Source organism: Streptomyces sp. NPDC001270 (genome assembly GCF_042896695.1).
Classification (GTDB): domain Bacteria; phylum Actinomycetota; class Actinomycetes; order Streptomycetales; family Streptomycetaceae; genus Streptomyces.
Genome location: NZ_JBIAXM010000003.1, coordinates 245,778 through 264,894, shown reverse-complemented (window position 1 = coordinate 264,894; position 19,117 = coordinate 245,778). Strand labels below are relative to the sequence as shown.

The following is a 19,117-nucleotide window of genomic DNA, read 5'->3' as shown; positions in this document are numbered from 1 at the left end:
CTCAGCCGCCGGTGAGCAGGGCCTCGACGAAACGGCGCCGTGACGACGCGTCGCGGGCGAACCACAGCCCCAGGCGATGGTCGGCCTCCGTAAGGACGAGCCGGGTGAACCGGGAGCGCGCCTGAAGCGCACCGGCGACGGCCTCGGTCACGGCAGGCGGGATGACCGCGTCCGTGCCGGGCGTCGCGAGCACGGCACGCGCGGTCAGCCCGGCGAAGACCCCGAGCGCCGGCGAATCCCGCCAACTGTCCGGTCTCCGGATGACCTCGGTGAAACCGTCACCGAAGGGCAACGGCCAGGCGGCCGAGGCGTACACCGCCGGGGCGCACAGCCCCACGGCCGCGACCCGCGCACGGTAGTGGGCCGCGAGGTCGGCGACGGTCTGCCCGCTCATGCTGAAGCCGACCAGGACCAGCGGCCGGCCGCCCGGGACGTGCTGGCCGATCACGTCCCGGGCCTGGTGGAACCGACGGCGCAGACTCAACTCCGGGAGCGTCCCCGTGCTCTCGCCGTGCCCGGAGAAGTCGAAGGCCAACGCTTCGTGCCCGCGGGCGGCGACCTCCGTCATCAGGCCGGTGAAACGCGACTTGTCACTGGTGCCCGCGCCGTGCAGGAACACCACGGTCGGCCGCCCGTCCGCCGACGCTCCGGGGGAGGGAACGAGCCGTACGCAGCTGAGGAGTTCACCGTCGCAGCGCACCGTGGAACGGCGCGGTGCCCCCTCGGTGGGCGGCTCGGAGTCGATCACCTCTGCCATACTGCCCGGGACCTCCTCACACCTCGACACCTCGACACGTTCACTGCTTCTTTGCCCAAGCTACCCGACCCGGGCCGCGCGCCCGCCCCGCTCCGGGGCCGGCTTCAGGGCCGCGGCGGACCGGACCGGAACCGGCCACGGATGTCCCGACGGAGCATCACCACACGTGTCCTGCCTGCTATTCTCCCCGCGAGGTGTCAATCGGACTTGTGTAACAGGGCTGGAGCATTTGGCATTTCTGAGGTGGGGCAGGCACTCCCGAGGTGCCGGTTCGACCTGGTCGGCCGACGCAGCCGGGGAGAGTGCTCGGTGGCAGCAGAAGACGCCTACGCACGGCTCGGGGAGACCCTGGAGCGGCTCGCGCACGCCGCCGGACGCCCCGAGCGGCTGACGGACGCCCTTGACGTCGCCGACCTGTCCTTGCACGCAGGTGTTCCCGAGGCCGTCGTCCGATCCCTGCTGGACGGCGGGCGGCCCGACGAGACGTCGGTGGCCGAACGGGTACGCCAGCGGCTGGAACTCCTGCGCAGGACACGGCGACGGCCCGACGGGAGGCGCTACTCGGTCGAGGAACTCGCCGCCCACGCGGGTGTGTCCCGCCAGACCATGAGCGACTGGCTCACCAAGGGAGTCCCCAGCCTGGAGTCCGCGGACAGGCTGCGTCGCTTCTTCGCGCAGCCGCCCGGCTTCCTGACCGCGGACGAACCCGAAGCGCTGAACGAAGCGCTGCAACCCGTACTGCGAGGTCTGGAGGCCAGATCGGACCCCCTCGCCGCACTGCGCACACCCGAGTTCCGGCGCCTCGCCGCGCGGGCGCCGCACATCCTCCCGGACGCACTGAGCAGCCTCAGCCGGTGGGCCGACATGATCACCTGTCCGGACGCCGACGGTCCCGGGACCGGGACCGAAGGCAGCGGACCGACCGGCGGAGACTGCCGATGAACGCCGAGTTCTCCGGGACCCCGCGCACGGTCGCGCCCATCCGGCGGTGCGACGCCCGGCCCGGCTCGCCGAGGCCCCGCCCTCGCACGCGGCCGGCCGCCGAGGGGAGCCGCGCATGGCGATGATGAGCGGGCTGCGGCGGTGGCGGCTGGCGCAGACCCGCAACAAGGAGATGCGCAGATTCGCCGACACACTCATCGACCCGATCCGGGCACAGGCCCCCGCGCGCCCCGAACAGCTCTTCGAGGCCCTCGTCCAGGCCGCGATCGAGTGGCGCGGCCGGCCCATCTACGTGCACAAGGTGAACTTCCCGGCGGCATCGGCAGCCACCGGACTCTGGCTGGAGCGCACGGACCACGACGACGTCCTCGTCGAGAAGGACGCCGTCCCGTGGCATCAGACGGGGATCTTCGGTCATGAAATGTGGCACATGTATAAAATGAGCAGAATCACCCCCGACCAGATCCCCGGCCACGGCGATCCCCAACCGGTCGCCGCCCGTACCGACTTCCTGCTGGCGGAAGAGCGGGAGGCCGAGCTGTTCGGGCTGCTGGTCGGCCAGCGCATGCGGTCCCTCATGGAACTCCCCTCCGACACCGACGACCTCGCCGGACGCATCGGAGCCGCGCTCAACTACCGCGGGGGGACGCGAAGATGAGCGGGCTGATCAACTACGTCAGCTGCGCCGCGCTGTCGCTCGGACTCCTGATCAAGCTGCCCGACCTCGTCCGGCACTGGCGTGAGCCCGCCCTGCGCGCCATCAACGCGGTGCTGGCCCTGGCGTCGTTGTGCTTCCTCTTCGGCGCGCCACCGACCGTGAGGGCGATCAACGACCTCAGCGGTGTACCCAACCTGGCGGCGCCCCTGACCTACATATCGATCACCGCCTACGGTGCGGCGTCGCTGGTACTGATCGCCCACTGGCGTGCGGGATCCGACGCGCGCCGGACCACTCGGCGCTGGGTGTGCGGCTACGCCGCGGTCGTCGTCGCCATCGCCGTGATGTTCGTGATCGGGCGCGCGGACCGGGAACGCCGGACCGACTTCGACACCTACTACTCGGCGACCCCCTGGATCGCCGAGATGATCGTCCTGTACCTCGTGGCGCATCTGACGGCCGTGACCGTCACCTCGCTGTGGTCGCTGCGCTGGGCCCGCCAGGTGCGACGCCGTCCCTGGCTGCGCGGCGGCCTGCTGATCATGGGTTTCGGCACACTGATCACCACCGGTTACAGCCTCTCCAAGCTGATCGCCGTGGTGGCCCGCTGGAGCGGGCAGGACCTGTCGATGCTGAGCACGACGATCGCACCCGTCTGCGCCGGAGTCGGAGCCTTCCTGACCACGGCGGGGGTCCTCGTGCCACTCGCCGGTCCCCGCCTGACGGAATTGCGCCAGTCGCGGCGTGACTACGTCCGGCTCGCCCCGCTCGAACGGGAACTGGACGAGGTCCTCACCCGGCGGGCCCTGCGGGTACCGCGTCCGTTCTCACCGTTCATGTGGCTGATCTGGCGCCAGAGCAGCATTCTCAACGGACTCAGGGACATCGAGGAGTTCTACGACCGCAGACTCTACGACCGGGCGTACGCGGCGGAACTGCACACGACGGGCGACCCCGAGCGCGCCACGTCGACGGCGTGGGCCGTGACCGTCGCGGCGGCGGCCGAACACAGCGGAACGCCGAACGCCCGCCCCCTCGACACCGCCGACCGACTGTCGCGGACACCGGAGCCGACGGCGCTCGGCCCTCTCGCGGACGCTCTCGCGGCCTCTGACGCCGTCGCCGCCTTCCGTGTCCGCTCCCCGCTGCCAGGACCGGCCCTGACCCCGGCGCACCCGGAACCGGCCCCCACCACCGCCGGCGGAGCCGAACGGAGCCACGGCACATGAGCCTTGTCGTGTACATAGCGGCTCTGGTCTTCTTCCTGGCCGCTGTCGTGATCTTTCGCCACCCGCGGACGGCTCCCCGGAACCCGCTGACCCTGCCCACCTGCGCATCCATCTGCCTGGGCGCCCTGACGTTCTTCTGCGCGGCCCCCACGACCCTGGCCGCGTTCAACAGATTCACGGGCATCCCCAACGCGGGTGCGCCGCTCACCTACAGCGCGCTGTCCGCCTACAGCGGCTCCTTGCTGATCCTGCTGATCCACTGGAGAGGCGGCCCGCCCCGGCAGGTGCGGCGGATGGTCCGCGCCGGCATGGCCGTCTACGCCTCTTTGATCATCACCATCATCGTCCTCTTCTTCCTGGCGGACGCCGGCACGGAACGGCTCCAGGACCTCGACACCTACTATGCGAACACCCGCTACCTGCGGGAGATGATCGTCCTCTACCTCGCGGGACACCTGGCCTCGACCATCATGATGTCCCTGCTGTGCCTACGGTGGGTGCGGGACGAGGTGACCGGCCTGCTCCGAACGGGCCTGAGGCTGATCCTCGCCGGACTGACGCTGGACGTGACCGGGTTCGTCTGCACCAAGGCCACGGCGGTCGTGGCCCGGTGGCTCGGGTACGACCTGGATTTCCTCTCCACGACCGTCGCCCCGCCGGCCGCCTCGCTCGGCGCCCTGCTCTGCGCCGCCGGCTTCGTCCTGCCGGGACTGGTCTCCGCGGTCGCCGCCCAGCGACGCAGCCTGACCGAGTTCCGCAGCCTGGAGCCGCTGTGGCTGGAGGTGCGGGACGTGGCGACCGTGCCGAAGCCGCAGCCGTCCTGCTGGCAACTGCCGAGGACCCGCCTCCACCTGCTTGAGGTGTCGATCCACGACGCGCTGCTGCGTCTGGCGGCCGAGTTCGACGACCGCGTGGGTGAGGAGGCGTACCAGGCCGCGGTCGAGCAGGGCCACACGTCCAGGAGCGCGCGGGCCGCCTCGGAGGCGGCCATGACCGTGGAGGCGGCACGCCGCAACTCCGTCGACGGGGACGCCTCCACGGCGCATCCCGCCAAGTACCGCCTCACCAGTGAACTGTTGGACCTGGCCGACGCGCTGGCGCGCGTCCGGCTCGCGACACCGCGGCAAGCGAGAGAGCAGTGACTGCACCCACCTCGGCATGAAGGAGCATCATGGGTAGAGCTGTCGTCGTCGGAGCGGGGCTGGCCGGACTGCTGGCTGCCGCAGCGCTGTCTCCCGCAGCCGACGAAGTCCTCCTCCTCGACCGCGACGTCCTGCCCGACGGCCCCGAGAACCGGAAGGGCGTCCCCCAGGGACACCACGCACACCTGCTCATGGCGGGCGGCCTGGCCGCGATGGAGGACCTGCTGCCCGGAGCGGGCGTACGCGCACGGCTGCTGGCCGCGGGGGCGCACGAGGTCTCGTTGAGCTCGGGCATGGTCGCCCTCACCCCGGACGGGTGGTTCCACCGCTATCGCCATGACGGGCCCAGCATGATCACTTGCACCCGGGCCCTGCTGGACTGGGTGGTCCGCGAGGCCGTGCTGAGCGTCAGCGGCAACGTCCGTGTCCACCGGGCCGCGGTCGAGGGCCTGCTGGGCGACGCCGGACGGGTGCACGGTGTACGTGTCGGCGCGTCGGACGCGGGGGACCCGCTCGGGCCCGAACTCGACGCCGACATCGTGGTGGAGGCCGGCGGACGCGGCTCGCACATCCTCCGGTGGCTGGAGGAGATCGGCATCACGGGTGTGCCCGTGCGGAACGTCGACTCCGGCCTGGCGAACGCGACCCGCGTCTACCGCACTCCCGCGGGTGCGGAGAGTTTTCCGCTGACGGTGATCCAGGCCAACCCCTACCACGGCCGGCCCGGTCGCAGCGCGATGATCCTCCCGATCGAGGACGACCGGTGGATGGTCAGCCTGGGCGGTACCCGGGGCGGTGAACCCCCGCAGAGCCCCGACGACTTCGTGCGGTACACGCTCGACCTGCCCCATCCCCTCGTCGGCTGGCTGATCTCCGGCGCCGAACCGCTCACGGACGTGGTGGTCAGCCGCAGCACCAGCAACGCCCGCCGCTTCTTCGAGAAGTCCCCCTCCTGGCCCGAGCGCCTGATCGTCCTGGGAGACGCGCTGGCGACCTTCAACCCCGCGTACGGCCAAGGGATGAGCGTCGCGGCGCTCGGCGCCCAGGTCCTGGCCCGGGAAGTGCGCCGCACCGGCCCCGCCGGTCCCGGCCTGTCCCGCCGGGTCCTGCGGGGCGCCGCCCAGTGCGCCGAGGGAGCCTGGGCCACCGCGGTCGGGACGGACGTGCTGTACCCCGCGGTACGCGGGGGGAAGCCGACGATCGCCGACCGCCTCACCGCTCGCTACTCCCGCATGCTGACCCGATCGGCCACGGGTTCCTACGACGCGGCCTCCGCCCTGTGGGACGTCACCAGCCTGCGGACCACGCCGACCCGCCTCCTGCGCCCGAGAGCCGTCCTGGCCGCGGTGAGCGGCTCCCCGCTGCCCCACCTGTCGGAACCCCCGCTGTCCCCGCGCGAGCTGACGGTTCTCGACAGGCTCAGGAAGAGCGCCATCGCGTAAGCGGTGTGCGTCGGCCCCGCGGGCAGGGGGCCCACTCCCGTGAAGGAGGGCGGGCACCCCACCGTGCGGCGGGCGGGGCCGGCGCGTCGTGCGGCGAGTGGGGTCAGCTCGTCGCCTCGTAGACGTATATCTCGTGCAGGGACAGGTAGTTGGTCGCCGTCGAACCGGTGTCGACGATCTTCAGATAGCGGGCCTCCACGGGGTCGAAGGTGAGGACCAGGACCCCGGCCGCGACGACGGACGTGGTGTCGGCGATCTTGAGCGCGGTGGTCCACGTGGTGTTGTCGGAGGAGACCTGGACGTCGACACCGCGCGGGTAGTCGTTGACGGAGGCGGAGGTGTCCCACACCACCCGGGTGATGCGATGGACCCCGCCGAGGTCGAGACCGTAGTACATGCCCGGTTTCTGGGCGCCGTTGCTGCTCCAGCGGGTGCCGGGGTTGCGGTCGAAGGCGTTGGCGGCCCCGCCGCTGTCGGGTTCGGTGAACGGCTTCCAACCGGTCGTGGGCAGGTCGCCCGAACCCGATCCGGCGACGAAGGCGGCGCCGGCGTTGGCGGCGAGCCGGGCGGCCAGACCCACCTGGGTGGGCAGCGCCAAGGCGTTCGGCCAGGCGAACTGGTCGACGACCACCGATCCCTTCCCGCCGGCACCGCGCCACAGGACGGTACCCGGTGTGAATCCGCGGGTGCTGTCCAGCGCCTTGCTGTACTTGGTCTGCTCGTTGCCGCCCCGCAGGGCGTTCCAGGAGACCGCGCGGGTGGTGGCGGCGCTCTCCCCGCCGGAGACCGAGAGCGTGTGCGCGGCCAGGGCGGTGCCGGGCCAGTCGAGGTCGGCGTTGGTGAGGCCGGCGGTCAGCGGACTGTCCCCGGTGGTCACCGCGCCGTTGCGGTGCACGGTGTCCACCGGCGACAGCGTGGCCCCGGCGGGCAGGAACCCGGCCACCGAGGGCCAGGTGTCCGGGGTGGCACCGTTGATCCACAGGGTGCCGCCCGCGGACAGCCAGTCGGTCACGTCCGCCGCGTGGTCCTTCAGGGACGCCAGCGCCGTCTCGTTGCCCGGGGAGGCGTCCACGAACAGCAGGTCGACGGTGGCCAGCGCGGCGGCGTCCACCGCGGTGAGCGCCGTCAGGTCCACCGAGGCGGCCTTGAGGACCGGCGCCACCCCGCTCTTCGGGGCGGTGGCCAGTACCGCGGTGGTGCGGACCGGCTCGGGGCTGCCCGCGGTGTACCGCAGCAGGTTGCGCAGCAGCCTCGCGGCGACGGGCTCGGCGGCCTGGGCGGCCACCACCGGGTACTGGCACAGCAGGTAACGGCCCTTGCCGTAGCGGGCCTCGGCCAGGGCGGAGCCCCACAGTGCCGGACCGGCGTCGGCGAGCGAGAGCATGCTGCCGAACCCGGGCTTGGCCAGCAGCATGCTCACCACCAGTTCGTCGGGGGTCTGCCACCAGCGCAGGTCGTCCGCCCCGATGCCGGTCAGCACCGGGTGGTGCGGGGCCGTGACGTGGCTGACCGTCTGGGCGCTCGCGGAGGCGACCACCGGCCAGGGCAGGATCTGTGGCAGCGTGCTCTGCGCGAGCACCAGCACCTGCCCGCCGGCCTTGACGAACTCCGTGACCCGGGTGCCGTCGTCGGCACTCGCGCCGGTCTCCGCGCCTTCGGCGATCACCAGGATCTCGCCCGAGCCCGGGTCGGGCAGCGCCGACAGGTCCGCCAGTTTCCGGGTCGTGACACCGAGAGCGGTCAGCGCGGACGTGGTCGCGCCGTCGGTCCCCGCCACCACCGCGGCCCTGAGCGGCACGCCCAACGCGGCCGGGGCCGTGGCGTACACGGTCACCGTGGCCCGGTCGGCGAACACCTGCTCACCGCGCTGCTCCACGGTCACCTGCCAGACCGCCCGGGTGTCCTTGGACACCTTCGGCAGGCTCAGGGCTGTGGTGAGCGTCCTGCGCCCGGTCGCCGGGACGGTGACGGTGGCGCTGCCGCTGCGCGTGGGCAGCCCGGACCCGCCCCCGGCCTGCCAGCGCACGGTGAGCCTGGCGTCCTCCGCCCCGTCGTTGACCAGCAGCAGGTCACGCGTGAACTTCGTGCCGCCGAAGACGTGGGTGCGGTAGTCCAGGGCGAAGGCGGCGACGGGGGAGAAGGCGCGGGCGACGGCGCCGTGGATCGGGTTGGGCTGCCAGGACGGAAGTCCCTCCTGGAACCCGGGGTTGAGCGTGGCCGCGTAGCGTCCCACCCGCTTGAGCACCGGTCCGGAGCCGCCGGGGTCCTGCCGCGGCACCGAGGTGCCGTCGAACGGCAGCGGCCGCATCCCGTACCAGACCGTGTTCCACGGGGAGATCCCGGTGATGCCGGCCAGCCGGAAGCCCTCGATCTGGGCCCGGACGATCGTCGCGTGCGTGGCCCACAGGCCGTCCAGGTCCGCATAGGCCCCCGGGCCGCCGATCGCGCTGACGTCGGACGGGCTCGCGTAGTACATCGAGCTGAACTCACTGATCAGCCACGGCTTCTTGCGGTCCCACTCGGTGCCGCGCGGCTGTCCCGGAGCCAGGGCGCGGGCGCTCTCGGGGATCGCCGTGCTGTTGCTGGTGATCTCCAGCGAGTAGTGGTTGCTGCGCATGTCGCCCGCGCCCTGCGGGTCCCCGTCGCCTTCGAAGTACACCGGCCGGGTGGTGTCCTTCGCGAGCACGGTGGGCTTCAGTTCGGCGATCTTCGCCGACCAGCTCTGCCCGAAGCGGGCCAGCATCTCGTTCTCGGCGCTCCAGGCGATGATCGACGGATGGTGGCGGTCGCGGACGATCCAGTCGGTCACATGGGTGTGGCAGGCGGCCCAGAAGTCGTCCGCGTTCATCGCGTAGTTGCCCGACGACCCGTAGATCCCGGACTCGCCGATGATCAGCATGCCCAGCTCGTCCGCGACGTCGTAGTACACCGGCGGGTACGGCATCGCGTGCATCCGCATGTAGTTGACACCGGCGTCCTTGGCCATGCCCAGCCACATCTCGGCGTAGGCACGGCTGTTCTGCACCGAGCCCATGTAGTGCCAGGAGTCGCCGCGCAGCAGCAGCGCCTTCCCGTTGAGTCTGAGGACGGGCCCGTCGACGGTGACCTCGCGGAAACCGAAGCGGGTGGTGGCCGAGTCCAGCACCGGGCCGTTCGCGGTGTCCCGGACGTCCACCCGCAGCTCGTACAGGTGCGGGTCGTCCGGCCCCCACAGCCGCGGGTCGGCCCACGCGGAGTCCGTCCGGACCTGCGCGGTGCCGCCGGCCGGCACGCTCGCCTGCGCGCTCGCCCTGCGCACCTGGCGCGGCCCGTCCCACACGGTGTGCTCCACCCGTACGGTACGGGCGGCGGCGCCGTCGTTGCGCAGCGTCGTGGTGGCCGTGAACGCCTTGTCGGTGACGGAGGTGACCACCGCGGTGTCGGCCACCGAGACCGGCTCACGGGCCAGCAGCCACACGTCCTGCCAGATGCCGGCACCCCACTGGCCCCACCAGGACCCGCCGGGGAAGTGGTAGCCGTCGGCCTGGCGCAGACCGGCCGGCGACCGCACCAGGAGGTGGACCGTGGTGGTCCCGCCGAAGGCGACCTGCTCGGTGATGTCGGCCTCGAAGGGCAGCAGACCGTCGGTGTGGTGCGCCACCTGGACCCCGTCGGCGAACACCGTGGCCGCGGCATTGACGGCCTCGAAGCGCAGGACGATCCGCTTGCCCTCGCTGCTCGCCGGTACGGACAGCTCGCGCCGGTACCAGGCAGCGGTGACGGAGTTCCACTCCGCCGGCGTGCCGAACAGGTCGTACGCCTGCCAGCCGGTGCTGAACGGGCCACCGCTCATGTTCCATTCCGCGGGCACGGGAATGGTGTTCCACCCCGCGGACGGCGGGGGATAGGAGGCGTCCGGGGTCGCGGGCAGGAAGTCCCAGGTGCCGTTGAGGGACTCAAGGACCCGGCCGCCGTCCGTCTGCGGGCCCGGCGTGGCGGCCTGTGCGGCGCCTGTCCGGGCGAGCCCCAGCGCGGCGGCTGTCGCCACGCCGAGGGTGAGGACCTGCCTGCGGGTGGGCACCAGGTCCGCACCGCGTGGGTGCGACCGGGGCGAGTTCGGCTGGTTCACGAGATCGAGCCTTCCGTGTAAGGGCAGGCGCGGCCCCGCCCCGCGGGAGGGAGCGCGGTGCGCGGGCAGGGACCGGCGGGCAGCCCACAAGGGAACGGATGGTGCGAAACAGAAGCGGGTGGTGCGAGAAGGGAACGGGGTGGGGCCGGTTGGGAAGGACGGGTGGCCCCGGTGAGGCGTCGGCCCTGGTCAGCCGACGGGGCTTGGCCGGCCGGCGGAGAGGGAGAAGGGGCGCAGGGCCGGCCGGCCGTCGGCGGCCGTCAGATTCGGGTTCCGCGCGGTGATCGCGGCCACGATCCCGCCGGGAGCCGTGCCGACGGCTCCGGCGTACGTGTGGACCCTGTGGTTGTGGTGGCCGTCCGCTGCCGGGGTACGGCGCGGTGGCGGCGGTGTCGCTGCCCCGGGCGGCCGAGTCGGGCCACCGGTCGGGTGAGGCCGGCGCGTGGGTGTGCGCCGTCCCGCCGGGGCGGCCGGTGGTGCCGCTGCCGGAGGAGGTGCCGAAGGCGGCGCCATGCCTTCGGCAGGGCCCGCGGAGGATGAAGCCGTCGTCCTCGACCCCGGGCGGACAGCCGTGCCGCCCGTGGACCGGCCGCACGGAGCGGAAGCGCCCAGCGGAGTACCCGCCCGCCGGTTCGGCCTCGTCCCGGCAGTCCGGTCGTGCGCGATCCGGGGTGCGGCGACGGATCGCCCCCGGCACGGCCCGGCCACGCTCAGCACGCTCGCCACGCCCTGGTGCCGCGGCGTGCAGCCGGCGTGCTTCGTCCCACGGTCGCCGACACCAACGTCGGCCAACGGTACGGGGTTTGACGACATGGGTGTGGACGTTAAGCGCTTTCTATGGACGCGTCAAGATCTCCGGTAACACCTCGCCGAAGTGGCTTCCCGCCCCATGGCTCTGCCTATCACCGCAGGTCAACACCGTGACGGCCGGCTGCGTACGAGCCCTGTTCCGTTCGTCCGAGGCCCCGTTCCCGGGTCGGGACCGCCATCCGCCGGGCGGGACCGTGTGCACCACGGGGCCGGGTCTCGCCGGTGCCTTGAGACGTGTGGTCAGGCGGCCGGGTCCGGCCGGGAGACGTCCAGCATGGCGAGGAAGGCGGAGGCCGCTGGGGACGGGGTGAACCGGCTCCAGACGAGGCGTTCCACCCGTACCGGTCCGTCGGTGATCGGCACGCAGCGCAGTCCGTGGAGTTCCGTGGTGAACGAGGCGGGCAGCAGCGCGATGCCCAGCCCGTGGCGGACCATCCGGACCATGAGTTCGACGCCGGAGACCTCGAAGGCGACCTCGCGCCGCAGGCCGACCGCCGCGAACGCCTGGTCCGACTGGGCACGGGCGGCGCTGCCCGCGGCGAAGTCCACGAACACCTCGTCGGCGAGGAGACGCAGGTCCACCTCGCGGCGCGCGGCGAGCGGGTGGCCCGGGGCGACCACCGCGACATGCTGCCCGTGGGCGAGGTCCCTGTCCCGGACGCCCTGTGACCGGAATCCGGGCTGTACGCCGAGGAAGGCCGCGTCCAGGCTGCCGTCGCGCACCTGCTCGACGAGCCGTTCGCTGGAGCCCGCCCGCAGACTGATCCGGACCCGGGGGTAGCGCAGGCGGTAGTCCCGGAGTACCGCCGGCAGATCGACCGCCGCCACGGTGGGGATCGATCCGACCGTCAGCGGGCCCCGTATCTCGCCGGTGGCCGCCGCCACCTCGGCCCGGGCCCGGTCGGCCGCTTCCAGGGCCTGGCGGGCGGCGGGCAGGAACGCCTCTCCGGCGGTGGTCAGCCGCACCCGCCGGCTGGTCCGGTCGAACAGCCGGGCGCCGAGTTCCCGCTCCAGCCGGGCCACTTGGTGGCTGAGCGCGGACTGGACGATGTGGCACCGCTCGGCGGCGCGGGTGAAGCTCGCGGTCTCCGCGACCGCGAGGACGTAGCGCATCTGCTGGAGGTCCACCGATCCATCGTGAAACACGATGGATCGGATGACAAACATGCGTTGGACCCATGGATGTCCGCTCGGCGATGCTCGAACCGGTGACCAGCCGTCGCCCCGGACCGGCGAGGTCCGGGGCGCCGCCGGCCCCGGCGTACCGCCATCGGCGCACCGGGCGCCCCGACCCAGCGGAGACACCCATGCGCGTGATCGCCTTCGACCACCTCGTCCTGAACACCGTCGACATCGAGCGCTCGCTCGCCTTCTACACGGGCCCGTTGGGCCTGCAACCGGTACGGGTGGACCAGTGGCGGGCCGGCGAGGCACCTTTCCCGTCCGTCCGGGTGAGCCCCACCACCATCATCGACCTCGTCAAGGCACCGGCCGGGCGGCCGGAGGGCTCCAACGTCGACCACATCTGCCTGGTGGTGGAGCCGCTCGACTGGCAACAGGTCGTCGACTCCGGTGTCTTCACCGTGGTGGACGGCCCCGGCGAGCGGTTCGGCGCCCAGGGCGTCGCGGTCTCCCTCTACGTGCTGGACCCGGACGGCAACACCGTGGAACTGCGGTGGTATCCGCCGGACGTCTGAAAACACCTGGGCGTGCGGGAGAGCTTGGAACCCGGCCCCGGCCCGTGCCTCCTTGTCAAGCCGTGTTTCCCGACATTCGGCTGCCGATGACGCGCTCGGCGGGGTCCTGGTCCTGCGACCCGCTCGGCCGGGCTCCCCGTCCGGTGACCGTCCGGCGATCTGCCCGCCCCGACGTCAGGCGGTCCGCTCGGCTCCGGGCGTCGCCGTGTCCGGCTGGGCGCGGATGTTCACCCCTGCTGCCCCGGTGCGGCGATGCGCGCTCAAGGGCTCGGGCGTTCATCGTGCTCCGTTCGCCGTTCGCCGTTCGCCGTTCGCCGTTCGCCGTTCGCCGTTCGTCGCTCGCCGTTCGTCGTGCTCCGTTCGGGGAGTGACCCGGGGAGTTCGTGCTCCGACCAGGGGCGTGTGCCGAGCGTCCGTGTTCCCGTGCGGTCGGGCAGCCCCGCCGCAGGCCCGGCTCCGGCTGCCCCTGCCGGCCCCGGTCCCGGGCGGCGCGACACGCGCGCCGCACTCCGCCTTGCCCGGCCGGGCCGGGAGACGATGCACGCCAAGGGCTGTGCGACGGCCGACTTCCCCGGAAAGGCGAGCGATGGATCTGGGCCGAGGCGGTGACCGCGAAAGGAACAAGGCCACGGGTGGCGGCACGTCCGGGCAGCCCAATCTCATCGCGCCGGCGGACGTCCCCACGCTGTCCGCACGGCTTTGGGCACTGGTCGTGGCCACCGGCGTGCTGGCGGGACTTGCGGGTGCCGCCCTGATGACGCTGCTGGACGCGGCGGCCCACCTCACCTACTCCTACAGTTCGGGGGACTTTCTGACCGCGGTCGAGCGGGCCGGTGCGCAGCGCCGCGTGGTGGCCCTGGCCGCGGCCGGGGCGTTGGCCGGAATCGGCTGGTGGCTGCTGCGCTGGTGGACGGGGCCCGGCGGCTCGGAAGTGAGCACCGCGCTGTGGCGGGACGAGGGACACCTGCCGCTGCGCCGGAGCCTCGGCACCGCGGTGGTCTCCGTGGTGATCGTCGGCATGGGTGCCTCCCTGGGCCGGGAGGCCGCACCGCGGCTGGCCGGCGCGGCACTGGCCTCCTGGCTGTCCGACTGGGCCCGCATCGACACCGCGCACCGCAGGCTGCTGGCGGCCTGCGGCGCCGGTGCCGGCCTGGCCTCGGTGTACAACGTCCCGCTCGGCGGCGCGCTGATGACCCTGGAGGTGATGCTCGGCGTCCTGTCGCTGCGGCTGGCCCTGCCCGCCCTGGCCACGTCCTGCATCGCCACCGCGGTCTCCTGGACCGTGCTCCCCACCGGACCGACCTACCGACTGTCCGGCGTGGCACTGTCCGCGTCGCTCGCCGTGTTCGCCGTGCTGATCGGCCCGCTCGCCGGGCTGGTCGCCGTCGCCTGGGTACGGATGATCAGGATCGCGTACGAACGCCGTCCGGCGGGACGGCGCCGACTGGTCGCGCCCCTGCTGGTGTTCACCGCGGTCGGCGCGCTGGCCGTCCCGTATCCGCAACTGCTCGGCAACGGCAAGGACATCGTCCAGCTCACCCTGGGCGCGCAGCTCGCCACCCCCGCGCTGGTGGCCCTCCTCTTCCTGAAACCGATCGCCACCGCGGGCAGCCTGGGCAGCGGGGCCAGCGGCGGACTCTTCACCCCCACCCTCGCCACCGGCGCTCTGCTCGGCTCCCTGATCGGGCAGGGCTGGGCCCACGCCTGGCCGGGTCCCGCCGCCGGCTTCGCGGTCATCGGTGCCGCCGCCGTCCTCGCCGCCGCCATGCAGGCCCCCGTGGCCGCCGTCGTCATGATGCTGGAACTCACCCGCACCATCGACGCCCTGATGGTCCCCCTGCTCCTCGCGGTCACCGGCGCCATGCTCGTCTCCCGCAGACTCGACACCCCGTCGATCTACTCCGTACGGCTCCCCGCCCAGTGACGGGCACGCCCGCAGCCACAGCCGAGGGTGACATTCACGTCGTCGGGCAATTGGCTCGAACTGCCGTAGACGCGATCACTGCGTGCCCGGACACTGGGGCAATTGTCAGCCGACAGCTGCGACAGGCTCGACTCCTGGAGACCGTATGCGCACTCATCTCGCCGCTGCCCTCAGCGCCGTCGCGCTGACCACGGGCACACTCCTCGGTGCCCCTGCCGCCGACGCCCACGCGGCCGACTACCCGATCAGCGAATTCGACGTCACCATCGGGAACACGTACACGAGGGGCCTCATCGAGTGGCACGATCGGTCGGTCATCGTGTCCGGTGAGCACAAGTCAGTGAGTTCGGCCGACATCGCGAGTTGCCGGGCCACCCGGGCGTACACCCTCGACACCCACGACGGGCAGTTGGGGGACGAGCTGAGCCCCAACGTCGTGTGCGGTTCGAGCGCCCGTTTCTTCATGACCGTGCCGGCGGACGTCCCCGGCGGGGCGGCGGTCGTGCGCATCTGCCTCACCGACGGTTCCCACAAGCCCCTTCGCTGCGAGCGCTACGGGCGCTGATCCCGTCTCACGCGCCGGCCGGGACGGGCGGACAGGGGGCCGAGGGACGTCGATGGTGTGGCGTCGGGGGCTGTCCGCCATGCCGTCACGGACGGGGTCCGCGGGGTGCGAGCAGGACGGCGGGCCGACGCCGCCACCAGGCGAGCGACCCCGCACGGCCCGGCCGCCCCGAGCCTCGTGCGAGGAGCCGCCGCCCCGACCACCCAGGTCACCCGCACCCGCGTCCACCTCGCCGAAGGACCACGGAACTCCGGTCGACGAGACGGACACAGTCGAACAGATCACCGAATTTTCCCGGTACGGTGGGTGATTCGACTGTTACAGTCCGGCTGCCCCGAAGGTACGGGGCGGGACAGAAAACAGAATGAGGGGGCACAGTTGGGCATACGGCTGAGACGGATGGCCGCGGTCATCGGGGTGGGGCTCGCACTGGCCCTGGCACCGATCACGGGGACCGCGGCGGCGCAGGAGACGGGCACCATGGCCGTCACCGACATGGACTTCACCCCGTCCGCGGTGGACGCGACGGCCGGCGGCAAGACCGTCACGCTCCGCTGGACGATGACGGACACCACCCCGGGGACCGACGGCATGGGCGCGCGAGTCTATCTGCGCCGCCAGGGCGCGACCGCCGGCACCTACCTGGGCGTACCGCTGGTCGGAACCTATGACGTGGGCTCCGCCGGCCAGGACATCACCCTGGTGCCCGGTTCGACGCCGCAGAAGGCCACTTACGAGTGGACCCTGGCCCCTCCGCAGTACGCGGCGGGGACGTCGGTCACCTGGGCCGTCACCCGGCTGGAGGCATGGGACACCCAGGGCACCTCGCTGGACTGGGACGCCGCCCGGCTGGGTGCGTTCCACAACACGTTCAGGGCAAGGACACTCGCCGACACACGGGGCCCGACGTACGACGCCCTCGCGGTGGACAACGAACGGCAGCCGTACGTCTACGTCGGCGGGGGCTCGTCGAGCATGACCTACGAACTCGACGTGCACGACCCCCAAGCCGGCGTCTCAGGTGGCACCCTGACGCTGACCGGCCCCGGCGGGCAGCACCTGACCGGCTCGTTCGCCATCGAGTGGACCTGGTACTCGGGCTACCAGGGCTGTGGCTACATCGGGTGGGGCCAGACGGACGCCAGTTCCTGCGGCGTGTCCGTGACCTTCCCCGCACACGCGGCATCGGGCACGTGGACCGTCTCGAAGGTCGAGCTGACGGACAACGCGGGCAACACCAGCAGCTACGACAACCTCTCAGCCGCGCCGGTCCATGTCACCTCCAACGACGTGCTCTCCGCGGACGCTTTCACGGCAACGCCGAACCCGGTCGACACCTGGCACGGCGCCCGGACGGTCAAGGTCGGATTCCGGCCCCACGGGGACCGGGACGGGGTCGCGTCGGCGGTCGTGGACACCGACAGCGTCAACGGCTGCCGACAGCCCTCCAGTACGGCGACGACCGCGGCGGACGGGACCGTCTCGGTGGACTACGACGTGCCGCGGCAGGTCTTCACCTGCCACATCACCGGCGTGATCATCACGGACCGTGCGGGGAACGTCGCGCTGTACGGCTCGGAGTTCGGCGCACCGGAGACCGGTCTGACGATCACTTCCGCACCCGACACGGTGCTGCCCGAGATCGACCAGGCCATGCTCTCGCCCACCACCGTCCCGGCGACGGACCACTCCACCGACCTGCGCCTCACCGTCAACGTCTCGGGCACCACCGCGGGTGTTGACGGCTACGACGTGTACCTGATCGATTCCTCGGGGCAGATGATCCCGGCCGTGACCGGCGGCGCCTCCCTGACCTTCAGCGGCCCGTTGACCATGAGCTTCCCCTTGCCGTCCAACGTGGCCCCCGGGACGTACACCATCGCCCTGCGCCTCTCCGACCAGGCGAACCAGTCCTCGTCCTTCGGTTTCCCGAACGGCACCCCGATGCCGGGTGGCCCGGTGACATTGACGGTCACCCAGGCGCCGGGAGCCGATGCCGACCGGCCCTGACGTGATCGTCGGTCGGCACGGCACGGGCAGGATGGGCCGCCTGGCCCGGCACTTCCCTGGCCAGGCGCCCCTCCGACCTGTCCCTCGAAAGCCGAGTAGTCCGAAGGACACGAGCAGCCATGGCAGTGTCAGTGGTCGACCGCGTCACCCGGGCCGTACCGGTGCGCAGCACCCCGACAGCGACGCGAGGGCCGGCCGGTGCGGACCTGACGGACCGGCCGGCCATGCGGGACGGCCGATGAAAGCCGACTCCGTCTGGAGGAACCGCGACTTCATGCTGCTGTGGCTGGGCAACGGCACCTCGTTGCTGGGCACCAACAGCGCCCGCATCGCGTACCCGTTGCTGACGTTGGCCGAGACCGGCTCCCCGGTGGCCGCGGGCTGGGTCACCTTCGCCGGAGCACTGCCCAACATCCTCGTGCAGTTGCCGGCCGGGCTGAACGCCGATACCCGCCAACCGGCGCCGCACCATGGCCGTATGCCAAGCCGGCGGACTCGCCACCGCAGCCTTACTGGTGACCCTCGGCATGCTCGACGTGAGCTGGTTCCTGCCGGCAGTGATCACCCTGGTCTTCGTCGAAGGATGCTTCTTCGTCTTCTTCCAGCTGGCCGAGACGGCCGCCATCCGGGACGTCGTCCGGGAAGACCAGCGCCCCACAGCCCTGTCCCTGTACGAAGCACAGACCCATGCCACCGTCCTGCTGTCCCGCGCGGTCGGAGTCGTCCTCTACGGCGTCATGCGGTGGCTGCCGTTCCTCGCCAACCTCGGTTCCTACGCCGTCGCCACGTTGACCCTCGGCATGGTCGACGGCCGCCGCATGAACCCGGTCGGCCATCCCGACACCGTGGACGGCCTGCCCTCCGAGGGACTGCGCCGAGGCGTCACGTGGCTCTGGCACGAACCCTTCCTGCGCATCACGAACTTCCTGTTCGGCGCCACCAACATGCTCTGGCAGTGCATGATCCTGCTCTTCATCGTCTCCGCCACCCAGGACCGTCAGCCGACCTGGGTCCTCGGCCTGCTGCTGGCCGGCTCCGGCATCGGCGGCCTCGTGGGCGCGGCAGTCGCCGCACATGTCTCCGCCTTGTTCCCGGCCCGCCGAATCTTCGTCCTCGCGCTCTGGGGCTGGACCCTGTGTGCCACAGCCGTCGCGGCCACTCGCCACCCCGCTGTCCAGGGCATCGCCTGGTCCGGCATCGGCGGCATCGGTGCGCTCAGCGGTGTCACGGTAGGTCTGCACCGCGTCGATGTCACACCACCCACACTCCTGGGTCAGGTCAGCGGGGCCAGTGGCATTCTCCCCAACGGCGCCGTCCCATTGGGTGGTCTCCTGGCCGGCTATCTGCTCGCCGCCCTCGGCAACACGACAACCGCCTGGGTGCTGGCGGGCACGATGCTCGCACTCGCCGTCACCGGGACGGCCCTGCTCGTGGCGGTGCACCCCTCAAGCACCAGGTCGCCCGAGGAAGAGCCACCGGAGGATCCACGGCCCGGTGGACAGAACCGATGAGCGACGGGCGGCCGCGCGTCGACGGCCGAGCCGGAGCGGCTGCCGGAGCCGCCGCAGAAGACGGTGCTGTAGGCCGTCCGGCGGAGGGTCCTCGCGCTCGCCGCGGGGACCCTTTACGGTGTGCGGCAAGTCGTCGCAGGGAGGCTGTCGTGCCGGACGAGCCGGTCCAAGGCATGTTGGGGACGGAGATGCGTGAGGTCACGTTTCCGGATAAGTCTCGCGGGTTCATCCTGGTGAAGGCTGGTACGCCGCAGGACGAGGCGGATCTGATGGCGGCCCGGTTGTGGGCGGAGTTGCCCGAACCTGAGGGTTCTTGACGGCG

At 71.9% G+C, this 19,117-nt stretch carries 15 protein-coding genes; 11 read left to right on the top strand and 4 right to left on the bottom strand.

Features of this window, described 5'->3' with window-relative positions; all coding sequences use genetic code 11:
- Position 1: 1 nt before the first annotated feature.
- The gene (locus ACFY2B_RS07500) at positions 2 to 757 is read right to left on the bottom strand and encodes an alpha/beta hydrolase (protein ID WP_390762200.1); all 756 of its coding nucleotides are present in this window, start codon (positions 755 to 757) and stop codon (positions 2 to 4) included.
- Between the two features lie 309 nt (positions 758 to 1,066).
- Between ACFY2B_RS07500 and ACFY2B_RS07495 the strand changes: the two genes are divergently transcribed.
- The 5 genes from ACFY2B_RS07495 (at position 1,067) to ACFY2B_RS07475 (ending at position 6,170) form a co-directional block, all read left to right on the top strand.
- Entirely contained in the window at positions 1,067 to 1,699 is a 633-nt protein-coding gene (locus ACFY2B_RS07495; RefSeq protein ID WP_390762199.1) for a helix-turn-helix transcriptional regulator, read from the top strand.
- 115 nt (positions 1,700 to 1,814) lie between these two features.
- Positions 1,815 to 2,357 (top strand): toxin, encoded by a 543-nt coding sequence (locus tag ACFY2B_RS07490; RefSeq protein ID WP_390762198.1) that lies wholly within the window; start codon positions 1,815 to 1,817, stop codon positions 2,355 to 2,357.
- Positions 2,354 to 3,586, top strand: a complete 1,233-nt coding sequence (locus ACFY2B_RS07485) for an MAB_1171c family putative transporter (protein WP_390762197.1) — start codon at positions 2,354 to 2,356, stop codon at positions 3,584 to 3,586. The genes ACFY2B_RS07490 and ACFY2B_RS07485 overlap by 4 nt, the downstream gene beginning before the upstream one ends.
- Entirely contained in the window at positions 3,583 to 4,728 is a 1,146-nt protein-coding gene (locus ACFY2B_RS07480; RefSeq protein ID WP_390762196.1) for an MAB_1171c family putative transporter, read from the top strand. The genes ACFY2B_RS07485 and ACFY2B_RS07480 overlap by 4 nt, the downstream gene beginning before the upstream one ends.
- A gap of 29 nt (positions 4,729 to 4,757) precedes the next feature.
- Positions 4,758 to 6,170 (top strand): NAD(P)/FAD-dependent oxidoreductase, encoded by a 1,413-nt coding sequence (locus ACFY2B_RS07475; protein WP_390762195.1) that lies wholly within the window; start codon positions 4,758 to 4,760, stop codon positions 6,168 to 6,170.
- Positions 6,171 to 6,273: 103 nt separating this feature from the next.
- On the opposite strand, the gene ACFY2B_RS07470 is transcribed toward ACFY2B_RS07475, so the two are convergent.
- Together ACFY2B_RS07470 and ACFY2B_RS07465 are read right to left on the bottom strand one after the other, a co-directional pair.
- Complete coding sequence (locus ACFY2B_RS07470) at positions 6,274 to 10,278, bottom strand: sugar-binding domain-containing protein (RefSeq protein WP_390762194.1); 4,005 nt, start codon at positions 10,276 to 10,278, stop codon at positions 6,274 to 6,276.
- 1,050 nt (positions 10,279 to 11,328) lie between these two features.
- Entirely contained in the window at positions 11,329 to 12,216 is an 888-nt protein-coding gene (locus ACFY2B_RS07465) for a LysR family transcriptional regulator (RefSeq protein ID WP_390762193.1), read from the bottom strand.
- A 179-nt stretch (positions 12,217 to 12,395) separates the two neighbouring features.
- Between ACFY2B_RS07465 and ACFY2B_RS07460 the strand changes: the two genes are divergently transcribed.
- From ACFY2B_RS07460 to ACFY2B_RS07445, 4 genes are all read left to right on the top strand, one after another.
- Complete coding sequence (locus ACFY2B_RS07460) at positions 12,396 to 12,785, top strand: VOC family protein (RefSeq protein ID WP_390762192.1); 390 nt, start codon at positions 12,396 to 12,398, stop codon at positions 12,783 to 12,785.
- Positions 12,786 to 13,371: 586 nt separating this feature from the next.
- Positions 13,372 to 14,709 carry a chloride channel protein gene (locus tag ACFY2B_RS07455; protein ID WP_390762191.1) on the top strand — a complete coding sequence of 446 codons (1,338 nt, stop codon included), beginning with the start codon at positions 13,372 to 13,374 and terminating at the stop codon, positions 14,707 to 14,709.
- A 145-nt stretch (positions 14,710 to 14,854) separates the two neighbouring features.
- Positions 14,855 to 15,274 carry a hypothetical protein gene (locus ACFY2B_RS07450; protein WP_390762190.1) on the top strand — a complete coding sequence of 140 codons (420 nt, stop codon included), beginning with the start codon at positions 14,855 to 14,857 and terminating at the stop codon, positions 15,272 to 15,274.
- A gap of 399 nt (positions 15,275 to 15,673) precedes the next feature.
- Complete coding sequence (locus tag ACFY2B_RS07445; RefSeq protein WP_390762189.1) at positions 15,674 to 17,284, top strand: hypothetical protein; 1,611 nt, start codon at positions 15,674 to 15,676, stop codon at positions 17,282 to 17,284.
- Positions 17,285 to 17,428: 144 nt separating this feature from the next.
- On the opposite strand, the gene ACFY2B_RS07440 is transcribed toward ACFY2B_RS07445, so the two are convergent.
- A complete protein-coding gene (locus ACFY2B_RS07440; RefSeq protein WP_390762188.1) occupies positions 17,429 to 17,674 on the bottom strand; it encodes a hypothetical protein in 246 nt (81 codons plus the stop codon).
- An 80-nt stretch (positions 17,675 to 17,754) separates the two neighbouring features.
- On the opposite strand from ACFY2B_RS07440, the gene ACFY2B_RS07435 reads away from it, so the two are divergent.
- A complete protein-coding gene (locus ACFY2B_RS07435; RefSeq protein ID WP_390762187.1) occupies positions 17,755 to 18,795 on the top strand; it encodes a hypothetical protein in 1,041 nt (346 codons plus the stop codon).
- Between the two features lie 149 nt (positions 18,796 to 18,944).
- Positions 18,945 to 19,112 carry a hypothetical protein gene (locus ACFY2B_RS07430; RefSeq protein WP_390762186.1) on the top strand — a complete coding sequence of 56 codons (168 nt, stop codon included), beginning with the start codon at positions 18,945 to 18,947 and terminating at the stop codon, positions 19,110 to 19,112.
- The last annotated feature ends 5 nt before the right edge of the window (positions 19,113 to 19,117 follow it).

Excerpts from the sequence above, each read along its gene's own strand:
- ACFY2B_RS07500 (WP_390762200.1), bottom strand. The coding sequence starts at position 757 with ATGGCAGAGGTGATCGACTCCGAGCCGCCCACCGAGGGGGCACCGCGC.
- ACFY2B_RS07490 (WP_390762198.1), top strand. The coding sequence starts at position 1,815 with ATGGCGATGATGAGCGGGCTGCGGCGGTGGCGGCTGGCGCAGACCCGC.
- ACFY2B_RS07485 (WP_390762197.1), top strand. The coding sequence starts at position 2,354 with ATGAGCGGGCTGATCAACTACGTCAGCTGCGCCGCGCTGTCGCTCGGA.
- ACFY2B_RS07480 (WP_390762196.1), top strand. The coding sequence starts at position 3,583 with ATGAGCCTTGTCGTGTACATAGCGGCTCTGGTCTTCTTCCTGGCCGCT.
- ACFY2B_RS07475 (WP_390762195.1), top strand. The coding sequence starts at position 4,758 with ATGGGTAGAGCTGTCGTCGTCGGAGCGGGGCTGGCCGGACTGCTGGCT.
- ACFY2B_RS07460 (WP_390762192.1), top strand. The coding sequence starts at position 12,396 with ATGCGCGTGATCGCCTTCGACCACCTCGTCCTGAACACCGTCGACATC.
- ACFY2B_RS07455 (WP_390762191.1), top strand. The coding sequence starts at position 13,372 with ATGGATCTGGGCCGAGGCGGTGACCGCGAAAGGAACAAGGCCACGGGT.
- ACFY2B_RS07450 (WP_390762190.1), top strand. The coding sequence starts at position 14,855 with ATGCGCACTCATCTCGCCGCTGCCCTCAGCGCCGTCGCGCTGACCACG.
- ACFY2B_RS07445 (WP_390762189.1), top strand. The coding sequence starts at position 15,674 with ATGGCCGCGGTCATCGGGGTGGGGCTCGCACTGGCCCTGGCACCGATC.
- ACFY2B_RS07435 (WP_390762187.1), top strand. The coding sequence starts at position 17,755 with ATGGCCGTATGCCAAGCCGGCGGACTCGCCACCGCAGCCTTACTGGTG.